The sequence below is a fragment of the Paenibacillus sp. FSL K6-0108 genome, from assembly GCF_045040695.1.
GTDB classification, from domain to species: Bacteria; Bacillota; Bacilli; order Paenibacillales; family Paenibacillaceae; genus Paenibacillus; species Paenibacillus pabuli_B.
The window spans coordinates 7,195,226-7,218,203 of record NZ_CP150288.1; the positions used below are offsets into that span (position 1 = coordinate 7,195,226).

Annotated in this window: 18 protein-coding genes; 8 read left to right on the top strand and 10 right to left on the bottom strand. The window is 47.7% G+C overall.

Going from position 1 to position 22,978, the window contains the following annotated elements:
* Window positions 1-199: 199 nt before the first annotated feature.
* Together MHB49_RS32605 and MHB49_RS32610 are read right to left on the bottom strand one after the other, a co-directional pair.
* Entirely contained in the window at window positions 200-1,198 is a 999-nt protein-coding gene (locus MHB49_RS32605) for a glycosyltransferase (RefSeq protein ID WP_405154365.1), read from the bottom strand.
* A gap of 27 nt (window positions 1,199-1,225) precedes the next feature.
* The gene (locus MHB49_RS32610; RefSeq protein WP_405154366.1) at window positions 1,226-2,188 is read right to left on the bottom strand and encodes a phosphotransferase; all 963 of its coding nucleotides are present in this window, start codon (window positions 2,186-2,188) and stop codon (window positions 1,226-1,228) included.
* Window positions 2,189-2,421: 233 nt separating this feature from the next.
* Here MHB49_RS32610 and MHB49_RS32615 point away from each other — a divergent pair, with 233 nt between their 5' ends.
* The 3 genes from MHB49_RS32615 to MHB49_RS32625 all read left to right on the top strand — a co-directional run bounded on the left by MHB49_RS32615 (window position 2,422) and on the right by MHB49_RS32625 (window position 5,689).
* A complete protein-coding gene (locus MHB49_RS32615) occupies window positions 2,422-3,018 on the top strand; it encodes a TetR/AcrR family transcriptional regulator (protein ID WP_405154367.1) in 597 nt (198 codons plus the stop codon).
* A gap of 194 nt (window positions 3,019-3,212) precedes the next feature.
* Window positions 3,213-3,794, top strand: a complete 582-nt coding sequence (locus tag MHB49_RS32620) for an NAD(P)H-dependent oxidoreductase (RefSeq protein WP_405157294.1) — start codon at window positions 3,213-3,215, stop codon at window positions 3,792-3,794.
* A 188-nt stretch (window positions 3,795-3,982) separates the two neighbouring features.
* On the top strand, window positions 3,983-5,689 hold the full coding sequence (locus MHB49_RS32625) for a hypothetical protein (RefSeq protein WP_405154368.1): 1,707 nt from the start codon (window positions 3,983-3,985) through the stop codon (window positions 5,687-5,689).
* A gap of 184 nt (window positions 5,690-5,873) precedes the next feature.
* On the opposite strand, the gene MHB49_RS32630 is transcribed toward MHB49_RS32625, so the two are convergent.
* The 6 genes from MHB49_RS32630 to MHB49_RS32655 all read right to left on the bottom strand — a co-directional run bounded on the left by MHB49_RS32630 (window position 5,874) and on the right by MHB49_RS32655 (window position 12,763).
* Window positions 5,874-6,839, bottom strand: coding sequence for an acetylxylan esterase (locus tag MHB49_RS32630; protein ID WP_405157295.1), 966 nt, complete (start codon window positions 6,837-6,839; stop codon window positions 5,874-5,876).
* A 180-nt stretch (window positions 6,840-7,019) separates the two neighbouring features.
* Window positions 7,020-7,961: a glycoside hydrolase family 113 gene (locus MHB49_RS32635; RefSeq protein ID WP_405154369.1), complete on the bottom strand. Its 942-nt coding sequence runs from the start codon at window positions 7,959-7,961 to the stop codon at window positions 7,020-7,022.
* A gap of 243 nt (window positions 7,962-8,204) precedes the next feature.
* Window positions 8,205-9,242 (bottom strand): glycosylase, encoded by a 1,038-nt coding sequence (locus MHB49_RS32640; RefSeq protein WP_405154370.1) that lies wholly within the window; start codon window positions 9,240-9,242, stop codon window positions 8,205-8,207.
* Between the two features lie 230 nt (window positions 9,243-9,472).
* A complete protein-coding gene (locus tag MHB49_RS32645; protein ID WP_379437339.1) occupies window positions 9,473-10,312 on the bottom strand; it encodes a carbohydrate ABC transporter permease in 840 nt (279 codons plus the stop codon).
* The gene (locus tag MHB49_RS32650) at window positions 10,309-11,196 is read right to left on the bottom strand and encodes a carbohydrate ABC transporter permease (protein ID WP_062323195.1); all 888 of its coding nucleotides are present in this window, start codon (window positions 11,194-11,196) and stop codon (window positions 10,309-10,311) included. Before MHB49_RS32650 ends, MHB49_RS32645 begins: the two co-directional genes overlap by 4 nt.
* Window positions 11,197-11,452: 256 nt before the next feature.
* Window positions 11,453-12,763 (bottom strand): extracellular solute-binding protein, encoded by a 1,311-nt coding sequence (locus tag MHB49_RS32655; protein WP_247899850.1) that lies wholly within the window; start codon window positions 12,761-12,763, stop codon window positions 11,453-11,455.
* A 224-nt stretch (window positions 12,764-12,987) separates the two neighbouring features.
* Between MHB49_RS32655 and MHB49_RS32660 the strand changes: the two genes are divergently transcribed.
* From MHB49_RS32660 to MHB49_RS32670, 3 genes are all read left to right on the top strand, one after another.
* Window positions 12,988-14,169, top strand: a complete 1,182-nt coding sequence (locus tag MHB49_RS32660; RefSeq protein ID WP_405154371.1) for an AGE family epimerase/isomerase — start codon at window positions 12,988-12,990, stop codon at window positions 14,167-14,169.
* 2 nt (window positions 14,170-14,171) lie between these two features.
* On the top strand, window positions 14,172-15,356 hold the full coding sequence (locus MHB49_RS32665) for a glycosidase (RefSeq protein ID WP_405157296.1): 1,185 nt from the start codon (window positions 14,172-14,174) through the stop codon (window positions 15,354-15,356).
* A gap of 205 nt (window positions 15,357-15,561) precedes the next feature.
* The gene (locus MHB49_RS32670) at window positions 15,562-16,575 is read left to right on the top strand and encodes a LacI family DNA-binding transcriptional regulator (RefSeq protein ID WP_247899853.1); all 1,014 of its coding nucleotides are present in this window, start codon (window positions 15,562-15,564) and stop codon (window positions 16,573-16,575) included.
* Between the two features lie 151 nt (window positions 16,576-16,726).
* On the opposite strand, the gene MHB49_RS32675 is transcribed toward MHB49_RS32670, so the two are convergent.
* Window positions 16,727-18,154: a hypothetical protein gene (locus MHB49_RS32675; RefSeq protein WP_405154372.1), complete on the bottom strand. Its 1,428-nt coding sequence runs from the start codon at window positions 18,152-18,154 to the stop codon at window positions 16,727-16,729.
* A 350-nt stretch (window positions 18,155-18,504) separates the two neighbouring features.
* Between MHB49_RS32675 and MHB49_RS32680 the strand changes: the two genes are divergently transcribed.
* A complete protein-coding gene (locus MHB49_RS32680; RefSeq protein ID WP_405154373.1) occupies window positions 18,505-20,490 on the top strand; it encodes a stalk domain-containing protein in 1,986 nt (661 codons plus the stop codon).
* A gap of 270 nt (window positions 20,491-20,760) precedes the next feature.
* On the opposite strand, the gene MHB49_RS32685 is transcribed toward MHB49_RS32680, so the two are convergent.
* Window positions 20,761-21,276: a DUF2179 domain-containing protein gene (locus tag MHB49_RS32685; RefSeq protein ID WP_079348022.1), complete on the bottom strand. Its 516-nt coding sequence runs from the start codon at window positions 21,274-21,276 to the stop codon at window positions 20,761-20,763.
* 342 nt (window positions 21,277-21,618) lie between these two features.
* Between MHB49_RS32685 and MHB49_RS32690 the strand changes: the two genes are divergently transcribed.
* The gene (locus MHB49_RS32690; RefSeq protein WP_405154374.1) at window positions 21,619-22,902 is read left to right on the top strand and encodes a Glu/Leu/Phe/Val dehydrogenase dimerization domain-containing protein; all 1,284 of its coding nucleotides are present in this window, start codon (window positions 21,619-21,621) and stop codon (window positions 22,900-22,902) included.
* The last annotated feature ends 76 nt before the right edge of the window (window positions 22,903-22,978 follow it).

Below are 22,978 nucleotides of genomic sequence, written 5' to 3' on the forward strand. Positions count from 1 at the left end.
CTTACGCTCACAGCATAACACCCCTATTTTTTTTGATAAATACTAAAATATGTCCATTTCATTCGGGTCAAATTAATATACCTCCTGTTCAGCGCTAGCGGAACACCCGTTGATTCAGGCACAAAGAAAAGGCTCCTGATCGGATTCCCTACCCGATTAGAAGCCTTTTGCAAACCGTTTATACCTGCATTTATATGGGTCACTTCAACCAGTTGGCGAAAAACTCCCGGTATCCCTCTTTCATAATCGTGCGCGAGAAAGCACCAAACGCATACTCCCGGTTGTCTTCCGACACACTGCGCGGCGCCGCAGCCGCCATGTTCACCAGTTCAAACCAGTTATCCTCATTGCCTGCAAAAGCATGTGTGGAACGGATGTGGCCGTAGCAAGCATGCTCCGGCTTCACAACCATTTTGCCCATCGCCATCGCTTCGGTCAGCGGCATCGCAAACGTATCAAAGGCCGAACAGCTCCAATATACCTTGGACGAGTTCATCAGGGTGAATACCTCATCCTGTGTTAGCGCGAACTTCAACTTCACGTTGTCCGGGATATCGTACTTTTTCATGCTCTCTTCGTACCGTCTGCCGCCAAAAACCATATACACTTCCTTGTCCGGGTTCTGCCGGGCATATTCCAGCACGAGATCCGGGCGGCGATTCGCCTCATCCCGACCGATCCAGAGCACACGATTATGTACGACCTGACTCGGGTCATAGTGGCGGTGCGCCAGTTCTTCATTGAAGCCGATCGGGATAACGTTCACGTCATGTACACCGAAATTGCGGCCCAGTTCTGTTTTTAGGAACTCCGTCTGCACAATCGCTTTATCCACCATCGTATAAAATGGCTTCATCATCTCATACCCCGTCAGCGCCGGGTCGGGAAAGCTGTGCGGGAACAACACACTCTTCGGAAGAAACATCTTCAGGAACGTAAACCCGGATACGGTGTAGATGACATGCTCTATATTTTGGCTATAGATCTGATCCAATACGATATCATAGTTCACCAGGTCACCTTTCTCATGCTCATAACCTGGCAACCAGTCATACCCGCTGACATGGCGCTCCGGCGAAATGAACACAATCTCCACGCCCAGCTCCAGCCCAATCTGCTTCAACCGATCGGCAAATACGCGCGGGCCCTGTGCCTCCGTGAATTGAATTTTACGCATTACGAGTCCTACTTTACGCATGTTCTGCACCCCTCATTTCTATTCCCATCAAAACAGCTTCATGCACTGTTTCAGCGTCATTGCCGTCTCGTGCCACTGGTTCCGCAGCTGTTCCTCCGGCCATACACAGTCTGCGCTTCTCAGATCCCCATCAATCAGACGCAGCATCCAGAGCGAGAATACAATGGCATACGCACGGTACCACCTTTTAAAAGAAACCCGTTCAACCTGAACGCTATGGCGCTTCAGCCCGTCTAGATAAACATCAATAATCCGCTCCCGCAGCTCAGGCGTAACGGTTCTCGGGAACAGCGGATGTGATAGATCCACCAGATGGTACACGTCCCAGAGAGCCGTATTCAGATGCGCATGCTCCCAATCGATAATGACCAGCCTGCCATTCACATCCGCCATGTTGCCGGGATGGAGATCTCCGTGACACAAAACACAAGGTAACTTCTCCTCAGCTGTATGGATTAGCGCGGCGATGTTGTGCCAATCCGATGGTGACAGTGTGATCTCCAGCTTGGACAACAATTCAGCGGTGGATTCCTTTTGCCTAAGCAGATCATCCAATATGTCCCCAATTGGCGGTTTCTGACCCACTCGGGGCAGTTCGCCCCAATCAGCAACAGATAATGAGTGCCACTCCGCCATATGTACAGCAGCAGCCAGCATCGTCTCTTCCCGCGAATCATGTACCAGTTCGCCCAGATCCTCATAGATGATCCAGCTCTGTTCCGCGTCAATTTTGCAGTCTGATGCAGCAATTAGCGCTGGATATATAGGGGGCAATACAGACAGCACATGCCTCGACATCCATTGCTCGCGCCCATATTGTGCAGGATTGGTCAGCGGTTTGAAAATATAACTTTCCCCGTTATGAAGAGTGAAACGCTCCACATATTTACCATTCATGCCTTTGTAGAGTTGTTCCCTGCTTGTTATATATTGCTCATTCAACGTCCCTTCGGGAGTTACCCAGCGATGCGCCTGCACGTCTTCATTCACGCCATTCACCTTCCATTTCGTTCCCCAGGCCTGGAGCTGGTGCTATTCATGTTTGCCTTTGCAGCCTTACTTCCATCCATGTTCCTTGCCCGTCTATCCGTTATTATTTCTATCCATCATACGTTGCCGTTCATAAGCCTGCAAGCTTTAAGCGAAAGCACTTTTCCTAGCGTTAAATAAGAGATTCTAAAATGGCAGTTGCAATTTAGTTAGTAATCACTTACTATACAATCATGAAGAACAAACCTCATGTAGACAGCAAAAAGAAAGACATCCTACAAGCGGCGATGCGCTTGTTTGCAACCAAAGGCGTTGACGGCATTTCCGTCAAAGAGATCGGTGACGCCGCCGGAGTAACGGATGCGGCGATCTACAAACATTTTAAAAACAAAGATGCCGTTGCCCTTGAAGCCTTCACACAATACTGTGCGGATTATACCGCCTTAATTGACGGGTATGTTCGCCAGGATGGTCCGGTGCTCGAACGCTTCCGACAACTGATTACCGAAGTTCTCCACTTGCATGATGAAGATCCCTACGGACTGCTGTTGATCTCACAAAATCACGAGATTTTCATTGAAGCTGGAAACAGTGAGGATTACCGTCAGCCGCTGGATGCGTTGATGGATCTAATCGATCAAGGAATTATGCGAGGTGAACTGCCGGATCAGGATTCTCGGCTCACGGCTGTTCTGATTATTGGCGCCATTACACGCATGGCCGTCTCCAGTATGCAAGGAGAACTGCCGGAGTTGTTGGTACCTTACACCGGGGAAACCATTCATCGTCTGGCATCGATGTTGGGCCAGGTAACAGCTGAGTTGGGATAACACCCGACAGATTGCATCTTTGAAATCGTTCCGATCAGATCAGGCATAAACGATGGTATGAGGTTTCACCTATATACAAGACAAGCGTCATCCGGATTTCAGGAAATCCCTGAACGGTTATCAGGTCATTCGTGACCTTTTCTTTTTGCACATGAGGTTAGTGTTCATTAACTAAAATAGACAGGACGTGTCCCATTATGAAGAAAATACTAATTATCCAAGGCAACCCCGTTTCCCCCAGTTACAATGGCGCAATCGCCGAAGCTTATCGGAAAGGTGCTGTGCAAGCAGGTGCCGAGGTCCGCATGATTACCCTCAACGAACTGGAGTTCAACATGAATCTAGAGGGAGGCTATCGTAATAAACTGCCGCTCGAACCGGACTTGCTAGAAGCACAAGAGGCGATTAAATGGGCAGAGCATCTCGTATGGGTATTCCCGATTTGGTGGGGAGGACCGCCAGCTTTGTTCAAAGGATTCATCGACCGCATCTTCATGCCAGGCTATGCCTTCAAATATCACAAAGGTAAACTTTTCCCGGATCAGCTGCTCAAAGGCCGCACCGCTCGCATGATAACCACCATGGATGGTCCGAACTGGTACTACAAATGGTTCCAAGGTGAGCCCGCACACAAAATGATGAAGATCTCCACGTTTGCGCTGACAGGCATCAAACCTGTCCGCATAACACCTGTAGATCTTGTGGGCAAACAGACTGAGGAACAGAGAAAGAAATGGTTGGAGAAGATTGAGCAGCTTGGACGGAAGATGAAATAAGTAGTTAAATTATAAAATTCGATCAGAATGTACATCCTCCATCGCTTAGAAAATATCCAATTGTATCCTTCCATAATATGGAGAGTACGCTTAAAATAAGACGTTGTGACAGTGTTGCCATAAAAGGAGGTATCCATAGATTCAATGGTCGTCTCATAACATCATAAAAAGCATGGAGGATCACGAAAATGAGAAAGATATGGTTCGTACTATTGGCTTTATTCGTAGCTTTTCCAGCTTCGAGCACATCTACCTACGCCAATTCTGTTAAAGCGAAAGCAGAAGCTAGCGTTACCAAAAGCAATGTTACTGTAAATGGAAAAACAATACGATTATCCGGTTTCAATATTGCAGGAAGCAACTATTACAGTCTAAGAGATATTTCCAAGCATTTATCAGGAACAACAAGTGAGTTTGATGTCACATGGAATACGAGAACCAACTCGATCGAGATCGTGAAGGAGCAGTCTTATACTCCTGATGATTCGATTAAACAAACGTCCTACTCTTCAAACAAGAGCTACACAGCTATTTTGTCCAATGCCAAAGTAATCGTTAATGGAGCTCCTCAACAACTTAAAGCATACAATATAGATGGATCTAATTATTTCCAACTTAGAGATTTAGCTGTACAAATACCTTTTGAAGTTGAGTTCGATGAAACCTCCAATCAGATTAATATTTTTTCCAAAGCCGTTGAGAATACATATCGCGCAAACGTTACAACCACAATCAATGACAATGTCGTATCGTCTGAATTCCCAAGATGGAAGAGCCCAATCCTCTCCTATCTCATAAATAACGGGGATCAAACGGTTAGTGTCGTCGAGGCCAATCAGGGAGTGACCATTGAAACTTACAATACAAAATTTGAGTTAATCGACAATCATAAGGTTGAATTGGAGCTTCCGTTGTTTGGAGGGTTCTATAGCGGTAAAATCTACAACTACATTGCCTTTGGACAGGAAAATAAGGAAGAAAACGATGATAAGGAAGTTATCCGAATCGTTCGTTATGACAAAAATTTCAAGCGAATAGATAGTGTCTCAATTAAAGGTGGAGAGAGCTATACAATAAACCCGTTTGCTTCCGGTTCGGGAAGAATGGCAGAGCAGGACAACACACTCATCTTCCACACTGCACGCAAACGTTACACTACATCCGATGGACTTAACCATCAGTCTCAGTTAACGATTCAAGTCAACACTTCAACAATGACTGTCACAAATGACTTGGGCCGGTTCCAGAAGAATCATGTGAGCCATTCTTTTGATCAGTATGTACAGTTCGATGGAAGCATACCTGTCCTTGTGGATCATGGGGATGCCTACCCTCGCTCTGTAGTTATCCATCGTGGTAGTGGATCGGACTATACCGAAGCAGACGCATTCAAGATTCCAGGCCGAATTGGTGCAAACATGACGGGAGTATCTCTCGGAGGCTTTGAAATGTCCAATGACTATTACATCGTTGCCATGAACTCCATAGATCACTCTTATGTAACAGATTATACTTCTTACGAGATGGTTGGGTTACCCCGAGATCAACGGGACATTATTCTTAGCCTGATGCCGAAAGCCAATTTTAATAGCGCTGCTGCAAAACAGGTTACCTTGAGTAAATATGTTGGAAGCGACCATATGGCTTCTATACCTAAATTGATCAAACGTTCTGACAATAACATGATCGTTCTTTGGCAAGAATTCGATGTGAATAACCATCTCCAGGATGCCAAATATGTTGAGATTGACGGACAAGGCAATACATTAGGGGAAATCCAAAGCTTACCTCACTATGTATTATCTGAGACGGATCCCATTGTGACCGATAACCGCATCATCTGGTATACCAACGTGGATGGAAAACGTACGTTTTACACCATTCCCCTTCATTAATTCAAAATTTTAGTACCACAATTAAAGCAGAGTGTTGTAATTCCACACACCCTAATATTTATGATGACAAAAAGAAGAACCCGCCCAAGATAGAGGCAGGTTCTTCTTTGTATGGAGAATTTCGAACAATGCCCACGTCGAGCTGATCACAGATGGAACCATCCTCCAGTTCACAGAGAACGCTCTACAGGTTCAGAAAAGCCTGCAAGGTTTTATCCGACAGTCGCGGTAAATATTCATGACCGTATTCGTGATAGATCAGCAGCTCTTTCTCGGATTGAATCCGGTTGTAGACGGCAAACTGGGTCGAAGGCGGACAGATTGTATCTGCCAAGCCCGTGACGAACAGCACCTTGGCCTGAATGCGACTGGACAGATTGGCGATATCAATATAGCCAAGCTTGTTGAATATCTCTTCCTCCCGCATATGATTCGGATCAAAGAAGCGGAAATAATAGATGAGTTCTTCGTAAGCAGAGGTCGAAGCCCCCTGTTCCCATGCACGCTTGTAATCTGATAAAAAAGGATAGACAGGCACCGCCAGCTTCACGCGTGGTTCGAGCGAAGCACAGGCCGTTGCCAAAGCACCTCCCTGAGAACAGCCATACACACCCATTCGTTCTGCATCCACCTGCGGCATCGACATCAGGATGCGTACCGTCTGCACGGTATCCAGGAATACATTCCGATAATACAGCTTGTCAGGGTCGGGATCATCGATTCCTCGAATAATATGTCCTCGAATGGTCGTTCCCTGAACATGCAGATTATCCTCGGATAGACCGCCCTGACCTCGACAATCCATCGCCAGCACCGTCACGCCATGGGCGGCATAGGCAACCTTGTCAAACCAGTCTCCGCTGTCGCCAGAGTATCCATGAAACATCGCCATTCCTGGCCCTTTCACATTCATAGCTCCTGTTTTGGGTCGAGCCAGCATACCATGTATGCGAGCACCGCCTACACCCGTGAAGTACAGGTGGAAACACTCCGCAAGGGGTGACTCGTAATTGGCAGGCACCAGTTCATATGCTAGCGATTGAGCGTCCAGCTCCGCAAGGGCACGCTCCCAATACGCATCGAAATCACCCGGTTTCGGACTGCTTCCGTTGTATGCTTTTAAATGTTCCAAAGGCATATCGCCCATCAATCCCACTCCTGTCATCAACTCAAATATTTTCATTCTCAGCCGATCAGGGCCTTTACGAGCATAAGGAAAAGAGACGATGCAGATGATAACCCTAAGATTTATCTCCACATACGTCCCCTTGCCAACGTTCCCCTTCCATTCACATCACGGTTCATAGAACCAGTTAGGTCATGGGTTGTTCTATACCTCGAAAGCAATGCCTTGGTAGAAACGGCGAATAACCTGCTCCGCCGGTTTACCATAAACGCCATATCCATCGTCGTTCAGGGCATCCTGCTCCTGATGCAGATTCGCACTCCAGTCCCACAGACCAAAGCCCCGTACCCAATCCCGCTGGCTGGCATGACGGAACATCGCTTCATAGAACTGCGCCTGTTCCTCCGCGTTAACCTCACCTTCCAGCCCCCAGTCGTTCGGTACCTGGGCTGACCCACTGCGGCTTGGACAGCCCGCTTCCGCGAAGAAGAAAGGTTTGCCGTAGGGTGCAATGACCTGTTCAATTCGATCCAATTGCGCTTCCCAGTCTCCAATGGGATAATATCCGCTCGACGAGATGACGTCCACGGCATCCCACCATTTCACATGGCCTTCCTGGTACTTGTCGGTGTTATAGGATATAAGCCCAGAATATACTTCACGCACTCCCGCGATGACCTCGCGCCATTCCTGATCCCGGCGCTCGGATTGCACCATTTCACAGCCCACAATAAACATCTCGCATTTCTCACGTTCTGCAATGGCTGCATAGTGCTTCTGATACGCTGTATAGCTGCGGAACCAGTCTCTCCATTTCGGCTCACACGGCACATCGATATCAAAAAAGTTAATATGTGCACGCCATGTCCCATCGGTGCAATTAACAGTTGGTTTCAGAATAACGCGCAGCCCGAGCGTACGGGCGTAACGGATCATATCCACCAGTTCATCATCCTCCACCAGATGTGCACCCCGATACTTGACCTCTACGGCCTGCGGATGATCCTGATGGGCCGCCAGTGCAAAAATAACATGCGAACTGCCTGTCCGTTCAGCCATCAGACGCAAGGACTCTTTCGCTTCCGGCTTGCGGAATTCACCCCTGCCACTCATCCAGCCAAATGTGAACCCCTTGATGTATTCCATAGGCATTGCGTTTTAAAGCCCCTTCCATGTTCAACATATTTCTAAAATGAACAGACGATCTTTCCACTCGTCACTTCGATTGCAGCACCATCCTCTGATCGCCGTTATCCCCGGATTTTCTTTTAATCCCTTTATTAAGGGTAAAATCCGGAGATAAATGCGAACGCTCCGCTTCTTCAGATTGGTTCTGCACTCTCCGTTGTTGTGTAAACCATAGCTTCATTTTAAATTGTTTCACTCCAATTAAAGCTTGCCTTCCTCACGGTCTCCGGCAATGACTTCGTCGGTCTCAATGACGTAGTTCACGACCTCTTCGACAGTGGTATAAGCTACTCCAACGTATGTGTCGGCTGCACCATAATAGATGGCGATCCGTCCAGTCTCCGCATCATGCAATGTGGCGCACGGGAAGACGACATTGTCTACAAACCCTTGCTCCTCGTACCACTTTTCCGGTGTCAGTACAAAGTTGGAGGAACGATATTTTACTTTCGATGGCTCATCCAGATCCAGAATGACCGCACCCATGCTGTAGACAAAACCATTACAAGTCCCGGTTACGCCGTGGTAGAACATCAGCCAGCCTTCGGACGTTTCGATCGGTGCCGGACCGCCGCCAATTTTGACCGACTGCCACCAGCCCTGACCGCCTTTGCTCATGACATGACGGTGCTTGCCCCAGTACACGAGATCCGGACTTTCGCTCAGAAAAATATCCCCGAACGGCGTATGTCCGCTGTCGCTTGGTCTAGATAACATCACATAGTTGTCATTGATTTTGCGTGGAAACAACACGCCATTGCGATTGAACGGCAGCATCGGATTTTCGAGACGCACAAATGTTTTGAAATCATCCGTCTTCGCCAAGCCCAGCGCAGCCCCGTAGAAATCGGTACACCAGATGATGTAATACGTATCTTCCACTTTCACCAGACGTGGGTCGTATGCATAGTTCGGCATGAAGGGATCGCCCTTCTCATCCACAAAAGTAATGCGTTCCTCTTCAATTTTCCATTCCAGACCATCCTCACTCGATCCCATGTGCAGGTGTGGGCGGCCATTGATCGTTTCTGCGCGGAATACTCCAATGAATTTCCCTTCATATGGAATCACTGCACTGTTAAAAATACGGGCAACCCCCTTGACCGGGTTACGCGGCACAATCGGGTTGGCGGAGTGCCTCCACACCGGACCTTCCGTTCCCTCCGGTTTATCCTCCCAAGGCATATTCGGTAATGCCTCTCCAACAATATGTACATTTTTCATATCGACAACTGTCATCGTTTCATTTCTCCCTTCGGTTAGGCTTTATGAAATGAATACTTAAACTTACACTAGACCACTTTGATGACAGAACAACCTTCCGATCGCCGTTATCCCCAGATTTTTTTGATCCCCTTATAAAAGGGGAAAATCCGGTTATAAATGCGACCACTCCGTTTCTCCAAGTTTTTTCTGCCCTCTCCGTTCCTGTGTATTCTCATATGCATTTCATATAGCCTTTTGTTTTTTTATTTAACTGAGCCTTGTGCGAAGCCATTGTAGATGTACTTCTGTAACAGCAGGAAGATGATCATCGTTGGAATGATGGCAATCATGATCCCCGCGCTGATGACCTCCCACTGTGATCCGAACGGTCCCTTGAATTTGAAAAGAGCCGTGGATATGACCTGCAAATCTGTCTTGGGCATATACAGGAATGGCGTGTAGAAGTCGTTGTAGATGTTAACACCTTTTACGATAATGACCGTTACAATCGCCGGTTTCAGCAGTGGCAGAATAATTCTCCAATAAATTGTGAAGTAGGAGGCCCCGTCCAGCATGGCGGATTCATCCAGTGCGTTCGAGATGGAACCCAGGAATTGCAGGAAAATATAGACCGCGATGATATCTGTACCCAGGTACATGACGATAGCTGCCCATCGGGTGTTGAACAGATCGAGCGCGTTGATAATCTGGAATGTAGCCACCTGTGTTGTTACACTTGGGATTAACGTGGCGAGCAGGAATGCAGCGACCATAATTTTTTTGCCTTTAAATTTGAATCGATCCAGCACATACGCGATCATGGAGCCTGTTAACGTGGCACCCACAATGGAGATGATCAGGATGATAATTGTATTTTTGAAACCGACCAGCATGTTGCCGTCCACAAAAGCCTTGGTATAGTTCGCAAAGTTTAGCCAGTTGGCTGGTGGGGCAAGTGGACTGCTGGTCGCGTACTCTGCGTTGGTTTTGAGTGATGCAAACAGCACAACAACGATGGGTACAAGCGCAATGAACGCTGCGAGAATGAGTGAAGCATATTTGAATATGCTCGCAAGGGTGTATTTGAATTGGTGCACGTTCATTCCTCCCCTTTCATGGTGACACGCTGAACCAGCGTAACAAGAATAACAATAAACAGGAGCACAACAGCCATCGCTGATGCCAAGCCCAGCTTGCCGTACTTGAATGCGAGGTGAACCGTCTGGATGACAAACGTCTCACTGCCGTTGGAGCCATCGGTCATGATATATGGAATATCGAACGCACTGATTGCGCCGCTAATCGCCAAGATCAGATTGAGCTGCAGGATACGCGTAATACTCGGCAGGATGATATGGCGGAACTGCTGCCAGCGATTGGCCCCGTCAATATCCGAAGCTTCATACACGTCCTTTTGAATGGAAGAAATTGCACCCAGGAAGATGATGAAGTTAAAGCCCATGTATCTCCACACCGATGCGCCTGCGAGCGACACATTAATAATGTTCGGATTCCCAAGCCAGAGCTGGGTGTATTGTCCAAGCCCTACGGCCTGCATGAGTGTATCGAGGGTGCCATCCGGTTTGAAGAAAAAGAGGAAGATAAATCCGATGGCTACGCCATTCAGCAGATAGGGGAAGAACAATATGCCTTTAAAAAAGTTTTTGCCGCGGATTTTGAAGCTCAGAATCGTTGCAAAGTAGAGGGCCAGGCCCATTTGTACGAAGGTAGCCACAAAATAATACAGACTGACAATAAACACTTTAAAATACTCAGGGTCGCTGAATATTCGTGTGTAGTTCTCAAACCCAACATAATCGAACCTTTTGCTATATCCGTTCCAATCGGTAAAGCTGTATTTGAACATGTTAATGACAGGTAAATAAGCAAACGTAAACAGCAGTGCCAGCGGAATGATTGAAAAGGCACAGATAATAAATATGCGTTGCGCTGAGTAACCCCAATTCGAAATCTTCAAATATTTCATGCTCTCCACACCTCCAAGCGGTTCTACCGCTTTATATCAAAGAAAACTCCCGTCCAATTAACATATTCGGCTAGATAATCAACCACCGAAGATGGCATTTTACATCCGATATACTGCTTCCAGATGCAAAATGCCGTAAGGAAATAGACAACCCTCTCTCTCCTTAGCCTCAGCAAAGGCAATGTGCCTCGCTGTATGTCAGCGGTGGTCGGTCACAGGTGACGCCTTTACATATCGATGTACCCCGGGAATCTGTTTATTTCACGAGTTCCGCCCGTGCTTTCACCCATTTGTCATTCAGATCCTTCATGATGTCATCATACGATTCGCTGCGATTACCGATGGCAGCTTCGATAATGCGTTTCTTGAAGTCTGGCTGCCAGAGGCCAATCTCACCTTCGTTGTCGATTTTGTCAACCAAACCTTCTTGTCCTTCTTTGGCAGGAGTCAGCGTGGAGAATTGAACGTCTTTGTATTGATCCAGAATCGGCGGCAATTCTGCATTTTTGTCCGCACTCATGCCTCCGCCCTGCTCGACGGCGTAATTGGATTTCGCCAGGAACCAGTCGATCCAGGCTTTTGCAGCAGGTTTGTTCTCGCTGTTCACGTTCATGCCGATGTTGTAGTCTGCAGCGAGCGGAACAACCACGTCATTTGCATTGGTAGGGAATGGCAAGAAACCGATATTGTCCGGTGTATCCGTCAAGCCTTGAATTTGTGTAATGGCCCATGATCCAAGCGCCATCGTTGCAATTTTGCCGTTCGCCAAGTCAGCTTTGGAGCTTTCCCAGTCGGTTGTGGTTGGGTCTTTCTCGATCAGGCCATTCTTGGCTGCATCATAAAGTACTTTGTACAGTTCATAGTGCGGCTTGCCAGCCACGAAGTTCTCATCCGTATTTGGTTGGTCAATGTTAACGTAGTCCACACTGCCTGCAACTGTCGGCAGATCTGCTTCCCATTGTGTCAAAGCCCAGCCAGAAGCATAGTTGGTGTACAGCGGGATTGCATCTGTATTGTCTTTCACCAGCTGAAGTGCAGCCTGGAATTGCTCGGGTGTTTTCGGTACTTCCGCAATGCCTGCGTCTTTGAATACCTGTTTGTTATAAATAATTCCCGAGAACGTAATGACCGTAGGGATGCCATACACCTGGCCATCCACCATACGTTCTTCAATCCCTGTATACTTTTCCTTCAGCTCATCATATGTGCCCAGCGGTTCGAAGAAGTCGGGTATATCCGCAATCGGCACACTGGTTGGGATCATCAGCACATCACCGTAATCCTTGGTACTCATACGGATCTTCACTTGTCCCTCGTAATCGGCCAATGCCTGAAAGTTTACTTTGACATCCGGATATTCCTTATTGAACTCTGCGGCGTAATCTTTAAATACGGTATCCACAATATCGGTACGCTGCGTAAGAACGGTAATTTCACCCTTGATATCCGCAGGATCTGTACTGATTTCCTCTCCTGCTTGTGATCCCCCTCCGGAAGAACAAGCTGCGAGCAGAGAAGTGATGAGCAGCATGGTGAGCAGAAGCATCCAGCCTTTGTTTTTTCTCATTTGATTCGACCCCTTTTCTGAAGTTAATTAAAGTTATCGTTAAGGTTACAAAATGAATTTTATTATGGTAACGCTTACCTGTCAATTAAATTATTTGTTACTTAACAAAAAGTTTTTCTTTGGTGACTCGTTGACAACACTTTTATCCGATACTAATATTGTTTAGTAAAGTTAACGTTAACTTAATTTATTCCGAATCCTGTTCTTTAAAGGAGCGCTCACTTATGATTCACACCAACGGCATCAAAACTGAAATAAAGGAACATTGGGAGAACCGTATTCTACCGTTCTGGTCTGCCCTCAAGGATCATGACAACGGCGGCTTCTATGGCTGGGTCGGCAATGATCTACAAGTGGATCGCCTCGCACCAAAAGGCGGCATCGCTACCGCTCGGCAGCTCTGGTCTTTTGCAGCAGCCTACCGGGTAACCGGGAATGAGATCTGGCGTGAACACGCCGAGCACGCGTATCGGTTTCTTGCGAACCATGTGCTGGATACGGAGCATGGGGGGGTGTACTGGATGGTGGATGCCAAAGGGGAACCGCTGGACACAAGTAAACATGTGTATACGCAATCCTTTGGCGTGTACTCACTGAGTGAGTATTATCGTGCCACTGGGGATACATCCGCTTTGGAACTGGCGAAAACGCTTTTTGCGCTGATTGAGAATCAAGGCCTGAATGCAGAACTGCCTGCATACAAGGAGCAATTTGACCGCTTCTGGAATGAACAGCCCAATGAAATGCTGAGCGAAAATGGTGTGATTGCGGATTACACAATGAATACGCATATCCACGTACTGGAGGCCTACACCACGCTCTACCGCGTATGGCCCGATCCGCAGGTGAAGGCGGCGCTGGAACGTCTGCTCGGCATTTTATATGAACGGGTGTATGACAAGGAAACGAAGTTCCTCGGGGTATTTTTCAACAAGGATTGGAAATCCATCATCGACCTGCGCTCGTTCGGGCATGACATTGAAGCCAGCTGGCTGATCGACGAAACATTAAAAGTATTGGGTCTGGAGCAACACCCGGAGTATTCAGCGATGGTTACGGATATCGCCTATAACATTTCCAATGTGGCCGTACAGGCGGATGGTTCTCTAATGAATGAACAAGAGGGCAGCCATGTAGATGAGACGCGCATTTGGTGGGTTCAGGCCGAAGCGATGGTCGGCTTCTACAACGCCTATCAGCGCTCAGGTGATCCTTTGTTTTTGGAGAGAGTGGAGCGCTTATGGACATATACGAAAGAACATATTATCGATCACCGTGCCGGCGGGGAATGGTACTGGTCGGTAGACGGGAACGGCACACCGGATCAAAGCGAAATCGCCGGACCGTGGAAATGCCCGTATCACAATAGTCGATTCTGCATTGAACTAATTGAGAGGATGGGATAATGATGATACACCCAAAATATAATGAATTGCTGGAGCAACAGGAGCTTCTGCTTACCCGCCAAAATGTAATTGATCCTTCCTTCTACAACGGCGTATATGATCGGTACCGTTACCCGGTGATCACACGCCATCATGTACCGCTGCACTGGAGATTTGATCTGGATGAAACGACAAACCCCCATTTCATGGAGCGTCTGGGCATTAACGCTACGCTGAATCCGGGGGCCATCTATTTCAATGGCAAATACGTGATGGTCATCCGAACCGAAGGATTGGACCGCAAATCCATCTTCGCCCTGGCTGAGAGCGACAATGGCATTGACGGATTCCGTTTCACGGGAAAGCCATTAGTATGGGAAGATATCGATGCCGAAGAGACCAACCAATATGATATGCGATTGGTGCACCATGAAGATGGCTGGATCTACGGTATCTACTGTTCTGAGCGCAAAGATCCGGAAGCCCCAGCATTTGATACATCTAGCGCGGTAGCCCAGGCCGGGCTTGTCCGCACACGTGATCTGGTCAGCTGGGAGCGCCTGCCCAACATCACGACCCACTCACCGCAGCAACGTAATGTGGTTCTGCACCCGGAATTCGTGGATGGAAAATATGCTTTCTACACACGTCCACAGGATGGATTCATCTCCACAGGCAGCGGCGGCGGAATCGCCTTCGGTCTGTGCGAAGACATTCTGAATCCGGTCATTGATGAAGAGACCATCATCGACGAACGCAAATATCATACGGTATACGAAGTGAAAAACGGCCAAGGCCCTGCTCCGCTCAAAACGGATCGCGGCTGGATTCACATTGCCCACGGGGTGCGCAATACGGCGGCTGGCCTGCGTTATGTCCTGTATACGTTCGCCACGGATCTGAATGATCCGGCACGCATCATTGCCAAACCAGGCGGACACTTCATTGCTCCTTATGACGACGAGCGTGTAGGCGATGTGTCCAATGTTATTTTCTGCAACGGTGCAGTGGTCAACGAACAGGGTGAGGTTTTCATCTATTACGCATCCAGTGATACCCGCTGTCATGTCGCCACAACGACGCTGGATAAACTCGTCGATTACACGTTTAATACTCCGGCTGATCCGTATCGTTCCCTGGATTGCGCCAGCCAGCGCGGTGACCTGATTGAACAGAATGAGAAGCTTCTTCAAAAGCAATTAACTTAAATCCGACGAACAGCCTTCAGGCGGAAAATGCAGCATGCTGAAAAAATAGCGCAGCGCTAACCAGAATTTCTTTATTCCATGTGGGTAACGATGTATACTAATATGGATTGTTGTTATGATTTGAAGGAAGCGCTAACCATAATGACAGCACATTGTACGTAAACCGGCTTGAAGGAGGCGACCAAAGCTGAAGAACAATATCACCATGCGGGATATCGCCGACAAGCTCGGAGTTAGCAGTGTGACGGTCTCGAAAGCATTAAATGACAAAGATGGCGTCAGTGGTGAATTAAAGGAAAAAATTAAAGTGCTTGCCGTTCAGATGGGCTATCGGTATAACGCCGCGGCTCGTTCGATGAAGGAAGGCTTGACTCATAATATTGGTGTTATTATCCCGGAGCGTTTTACCGGACCTACACAGTCGTTCTATGTACGTGTATTCCAGCGCATCACCAAACATCTGGAGGATCAGGGATACTACGGCATTCTGCATATTCTGAATGTGGAGGATGAAGAGGAACTAATCCTGCCAAAACTCTATAGTGACAACAAGGTGGATGGTTTCATCGTGCTTGGACAAGTCAGCAAGGAATATATCGAGCTGGTCCAGTCGATGGACGTGCCCAAGATGTTTCTCGATTTCTACGATGAGCATTCGGATATCGACTCTGTCGTTACTGATAACTTTTACGCTGCTTATGAGCTGACCAACGTTCTGGTTCAAAAGGGACACCGTCGTATCGCTTATGTTGGGAATCTTTATTCTACAAGCAGCATTCAGGACCGGTTCCTCGGTTATTACAAATCATTGCTGGAGCATCGGTTGCCGATGGATCAGAATCTCGTGCTTAATGACCGTGATGAGCGCGGTACGTTTATTGAAATTGATCTGCCAGAGCAGCTGCCTACAGCTTTTGTATGCAACTGTGATCAGGTGGCCCATCTGCTTGTTCAGAAACTGACTTCCCTGGGTATTCAGGTGCCTGCACAATGCTCCGTGGTTGGGTTCGATAATGATATCTATGCCACGCTTTCCGATCCCAAATTAACGACGGTTGAGGTGGATGTGGAACAGATGGCCCGCACTGCGGTTCATTCGATGCTCAAAAAGATTGATAACCCGAGTCGCAGCTTCGGCCGCGTACACGTGAAGGGCAATATCATTTATCGTGATTCGGTGAGTGCTGCACCTGCCCTTTCGGATGATGTGTCTAACTAAAACGGAACTAAGACCCCCCGTTCCACAAAAAGAGTGCTCCCGGCCATTACGGCTGCAGGAGCACTCTTTGCTTATGGGAAAACGGATGAAGTGGCTTGAAATTTCCATAAAGCACGGCCTCTCCGTTTCAACACCCAATTCCTATTGACGCTTAGTAACTTGTTTTCAGCCAGTTGTCTTTGGACCAGGTTAATTTGCCTGCACCTGCTCCGCTTGAACCGGTAAGGCGTGCATTCAACGTCGCTGGATCATCTGTCGTATAGCTGTAAGGAAGTGACGAGAATCCGTTCCAGGAGAAAGCTTTCACTGCGGCCGGAACCGGGCTGAGCGGACTGCCAGACGTATCACTGTTTCCACGGAATGAGCTTCCATCCAGGGAATACATCGTGTCCGTCACCTTAATTTTACCGGTATACGTTGCATCGTTCGGATCCGTCTGGTTATTGCGGACAGGGAACAGTACGTCTTTGATCACCGATTTTTCGACCAGCACTGCACCATCTTCCGTGGAAATAGCTCCGTTGCCGATGATATCAAAATGATATCCTTTGGATGAAATTGCCGTTGCCATTGCCGAAGTGATTCTGGATTTGGCCGCACGCGCCCCTGTGGCATCCATCACAATATTATAGGCGTGCGCATTGCCTCCGCGCAGACGCGGCATGCGATCCTGAATATCCTTGTACAGGTTGTGATGCAAAGTCATGGACAGATTGACGTTTGTGGATTCAAGGCTCGTTGAGCCAACGAGATGTCCCTTTTTCTGTGGTCCAGAGATGGCGATAATGTCCGCTTTACTGAGACCCACTGCACTGCTGCGCAGGTAGTTGTACATCGGATAGGAAGCTTTATTGGCTTCCAGCTCATTGATCTGCTGCGTAACCCAACTGTTTGCGCTGCCGTCATCGCCCTTGAAGGTAGACCAGGAGATGGTCACGCCGCTGGTTCCTTTTTTCGAATCAACGAGTCCGTCATAGGCTTTATTAAATGTACAGTGATCAATCCACACACCGCTGCTCTCCTCCAGAGTGATGTAATCCCAGTCGTTCTTATCATAATCACCCTTGGTGGATTCATCCCACTCCCAGAGCTCATCAAATTCGAGGTTACGGATAATGACGTTGGAGCTTCGTTTCACGCTAATGGCAGCATGTTTGATTTTGGAACCGTTAGCGGAGAAAATAGTGAGTCCATTAAAACCGTCAATTGTAATCTTGCTTACGCCAGTCTGTTTCAATACAGGATGCGTTAAGGCATCATTGTGTTTGGCAAAAGGTGATGTCTGCGCGGCACTCGGAATTTCGTTCCACCCTAGATTCAAATCATTCATAATCTCCACCACTTTGACGCCGGAGTTCTTCTTCAACGCCAGTGCCAGGTCAGTCGCATTGTATACCTTCTTATACGTGGACGTGTTCGACTCACTGATGATGCCACCGCCCGTGTTACCTTGGGAGAATCCCGTGAGATTGTAATCTGCATTCCCTGCTGCCTGCACACTTGCAGGACCCGACATTAGCGTGATCCCCAACGTTACAGCCACAGCTGCACTGCACCAGCTTCTTAATTTTGTTTTCATCCCATTCATTCCTCCCATTTCATAATTGATAAGGCTCGTCCCTCGCTGCCATACCGTGTCATGAAGGACATGTCCTCACTGTATATTTTGAAAGCGATTACAACAATAATCTTAATCTCACATCCATGTGGAAAAACCAAATCTGGTAAGAGGTTATACTGTAATCAACTATGAATCGTATAGGTTTAACTTGGTTTCAGGATGACTACATTTCCGATATATATAGTTAAGTCCTACTTCCTGTGATAAAGTAAGAGAGCAGCAGGCAATTCCACATTGTGGATAGAGTGTATTAATAGGACAAACAGCCGCTGACTTATCTATAAGTTACATAAAATGGAGTGAAACAGATGAAGTTTAGAAAGATGCTCTTGATATCGTTTATTTCTATTTTTATTTTTGGCAATTTGGGCTTTCACAGCGTAATTGTGCACGCTGCTGATTCCCTTGAATTCAGGGAGCACGATGATTTAATCAATATTCTAAAAGATGGTGATGGAGAAAACCGCGTCTTCGGATTTACAACGAAGAACAAGTTGACCGCATCCAATACCACTTTGCGCTTGTATGTCAATGCGATAGAAGTGGACTCCAAGGACTATGTTGTGGATTATGCCAACTATAGCATCACCTTCAATAAAGCTCCCGACAGTGGTGCCGAGATTCATATTAAATACGGCATTATTCCCGGATTTGAGTGGGAAGAAGGTGCCAATATGGGTTTTGCCTTGCCTGAGGGAGATGGCTCCACACGGAATTTTCCAGTGTCGTTAAACTATACGCTAAATTCAACCAAACAGATCAGTCTTTCCATTGACCTAACGAAGGTAGCCACGTCCCGATTTACCTTCAACGCAACAACGAATACCGTAACCCTATCCGAAAAACAGCAGGTTCCGCACTCCGGTGCCAAAGTCTATTTCTATATCCCTAAGTCTTCTATTTCCAGTAAACCCTCTCCTTCCGAAGAAGTGATTGAGAGTCCGAGTCCAACTCCAAACAAACCATCGGAGCCTCTTGTTCAAATTCCAACAGGAGAGCGCTATCCCGGCAGTATTACGATCAGATCAGGCAATACCATTACCATCAAACTGTCTGAATCGGCCTCCGTTTCCGGGTACACCTCCTATTTAATGGTGAAAAATGCAAGCGGGCAGGTGGTTAGGCAAATAAAGATTGAGCCAGGAAAGACCTTCAGTTTCTCACTAAGAAAGATGGGGCTTCCAACAGGCGGATATTATTTTTACCTGAAATCGGCCAATCAGTCAGGTGAATTGTCTGCTTCTATTCCTCAATTCGTTATAATCAACCATGAGCCTACGAATATTCAGGTGTTTATTGAAGGTGAGAAGCAGGTTTACAAGCAACCCCCGACTAATTTCAAGGGGAGTGTGCTCGTGCCGCTTCGAGGAATCTTCGAATCGTTGGGAGCCGATGTTAAATGGAACAGTTCCACTCAAACGGTTACGGCAATTAGAGAAGGCCGGACTATCGTGCTGACGATCGGCTCTAAAATTGCCTACATTAACGGTGTCGCTGTAACCTTAAGTGCAAAACCACAGATCATTAACGGCGTAACCATGGTGCCACTACGGTTCGTCAGTGAAGCATTCGGAGGAGAAGTAGAGTGGCACGGAGAAGCTGGTTCGGTTACCATTTTTCTAAATAAGCCATCCATTCCTACATCTGCTGAAAGCGAAGAACCGGCTTCGGGAGCAACAAAAACAACAGAATCTGGGTCTTCAAGTACCTCGCCTATTTTAAATAATATATCGAAGGGAATTAATACTCCGTCTGATATTATATTTGTTATAGACGTGACGGCCAGTATGGGTGAAGTGATCGACTATATCAAAGAAACGGTTAAGAGCTTCGTTGATTCCGTACCTGCCGGTTCGAATTTTGCGGTTATCACCTATCGGGACGTTAACATTTACAGAAATGGCGATTACAATTTGAAGTTCTTTGATTTTACCCAGGATAAAGATAAGTTAAAGGGGGATTTGAATACATTGGTGGCTTCTGGCGGAGGGGATATAAGAGAATCGGGACTGGAGGCTATTAACTTAGCTACTAATAAGCTCTCGGAGTTCAGCAGCGACAACGCCAAACGGATTATATTCATTACCGATGCCCCTGTCCATGAGTCACTCCCCTTGTCTTCCTTTAGCATTAAAGAAATAGCTGATAAACTGAAAGCAGACGAGATTGTATTTGATGCCATCGCCCCATCAGACGGTGATGCCTACAGACAGATTATCCAACTCGTTAAAAGTACCCCTGACGGAGTTCTCTATGATATCAAAGATGCTTCGGTACTCTCGCTGAACAAGTGATACGTTAGCTGTGCGATCTCTCCCATTCATAAATGAAAAGGAATCCCGGACATGATGTGCCGGGATTCCTTTTTGTTCGCGGTTATGGTAGCACACAAATTTATGGTTATAAATGCACCCTGAAGTGGTACATTAACCATAACATATAACCTACAGGTGTGATAAATAGTGTATCTTATTCAAAAAATTAAAGAAGTGACTATGCAATATAACGATGCCAGAAAAGTCATTGGCGAGTTTTTTGATTCTACCATGTTGCATCATTACAAGTTATCGCTTAATAGAACGTGTCCAGAATCCACCATGGAACTGTTTGGGTTCGACGGTAATGACAAATGCTTTGGGGTCAAGCGCCAGAATGGTCTGATACAGCAGTTTCTGGTTTTTGCGTTTCGCCAAAATCTCCATAACCAACCGATCTCCGTCACGTCCACTACCAACCCAGGCGGTAACACCATATCCTTTATCCCGCAAGGCATTCGCCACATCCCCGCCCATCTGGTTACAAATCACCTTAACAGTAACGTAACCGAGCGCAATCTTCTCTTCAATCCAGGCACCCAACAGCACCCCTAGCCCATAACCAACGGCATACACAATTAATGCAGATGGCTGAGTCAGATATTTGAGTACCAGATTCAGACCGAGTACGTAGATTACAATTTCGCCCATGCTGATGAGCGCAGCAATATATTTCTGACCTTTGAGCGTCAGAATCATCCGAAGTGTATAGGCAGATACATACACGATCTGGATCAAAAAGATAAATACCAAAATTTTAAACAATCGCAATCCCTCTTTCCTGACTTTCACAACGGAATGGGCCCTTTCTTACACGCCTTTGTTCCGCTCATCTGCATGTCATTTATGCTTCTGTACGTTTGCCCTATCTTCATCATTGGACGTTATGTGGTCATTTTAAACGGTTGAACGTAAATTGGAATGCATTTTCTGCCCACTGGCAAGCCGGAACTGCCATTATAGATCCCTTTCCACTCATTATCAACCCGGCCTGAGACCCAGGGGCGAAAACCTGAGTAACTGAATATGCTGAACCAACAGAAGATAGATTGAGGAGTACAGGGAAACAGGTTCGGGAAGCGACGGCTACCAAAAGGGGGAACGGTCATGCAGTTGTGGCACGAGATGGAGCGGGAGGGTATGGAAGAACTCATATTTTGCCATGATCCACGCAGCGGGCTTAAAGCCGTCGTTGCCATTCATAGTACGGTACTTGGCCCTGCACTCGGGGGATGCCGCTGCTGGACGTATGCATCGGAGGAAGAAGCAGTTCGGGATGCCATCCAACTCGCGAAAGGCATGACTTACAAGTCGGCAGTCTCCGGCCTGCCTTATGGCGGGGGCAAAGCTGTGGTGTGGGATGTGCCAGCTGAGCTGGGGGTTATAACAAGTGGTAGCAGTCCAGGCAGCGAAATCCTTAAGAAAAATAACGAGAAACCCAAGGGGCGAACACACGGGGATCAGGAAGCTGGGGAAAATGAAGCGGGAACGAAAATAGATATTGGAAACAACCAAAATGACGGAACGTTAAATACATCCGTGACAAGTACAAACAGAGAGCCTGGACCTTCGGACAGTACCGCCTTGAGCTTGCAAGCCTCCAAACGTGCAGCGATTTTCCGTGCGCTTGGTCGTTCCCTGGAACGACTGAACGGACGTTATGTCACTGGGCTTGATTTGGGCACTACGGCGGCAGACATGGATCAGATCCGGCTGGAAACGGTGCATGTGACGGATACGACCGGGTCACTTGGCGCGCAGGATGATTTCACGGCCGAAATGACCGCCTACGGTGTATACACCGGCATTGTGACATCGCTGCGTCACCAAGGCATCGACGCTTTGCAGGGCATTTCCGTTGCCGTCCAGGGACTGGGCAAGGTCGGTCATGCCCTGTGCCGTTACCTGCATGCAGCCGGGGCACGGCTCATCGTGGCAGACGTTGTACCCGAACGTGTACAACGTGCCCTTGTGCAGTTCAGCGGCGCCATTTCGGCCGATCCGGCCCATATTCACGCTGCTGACTGCAAGGTGTTCGCCCCCTGTGCCCTAGGGGGCGTATTGACCCCTGCAACGGTGGAGGAGCTGCGCTGCTCCATCGTTGCAGGGGCGGCGAACAACCAGCTCAGCCATCGGGAGCTGGTTGTTCGCCGCATGCAGGCGCGCGGCATCCTGTACGCGCCTGACTATGTGCTGAATGCTGGCGGAATCATCAGCACCGCCTGCGAGCTGGAGGGCGCAGGGCCCGACCTGATCCGCCAACAGGTGGCAGGGATTGCGGGCACGCTGTCCAAGGTCTATGCCAGGGCAGAGCAATCTGCCATCTCCACAGCGGATGCGGCGGATCAGCTGGCAGAATCTGTTCTGCAAAGCGGAAAACCCCACACTTAACGCAGCAATTTAGTATATATAGAAAATAAATGCCCCTCTTATATTCGAAAATCCATTTTCGAAGTTTCCAATCGCA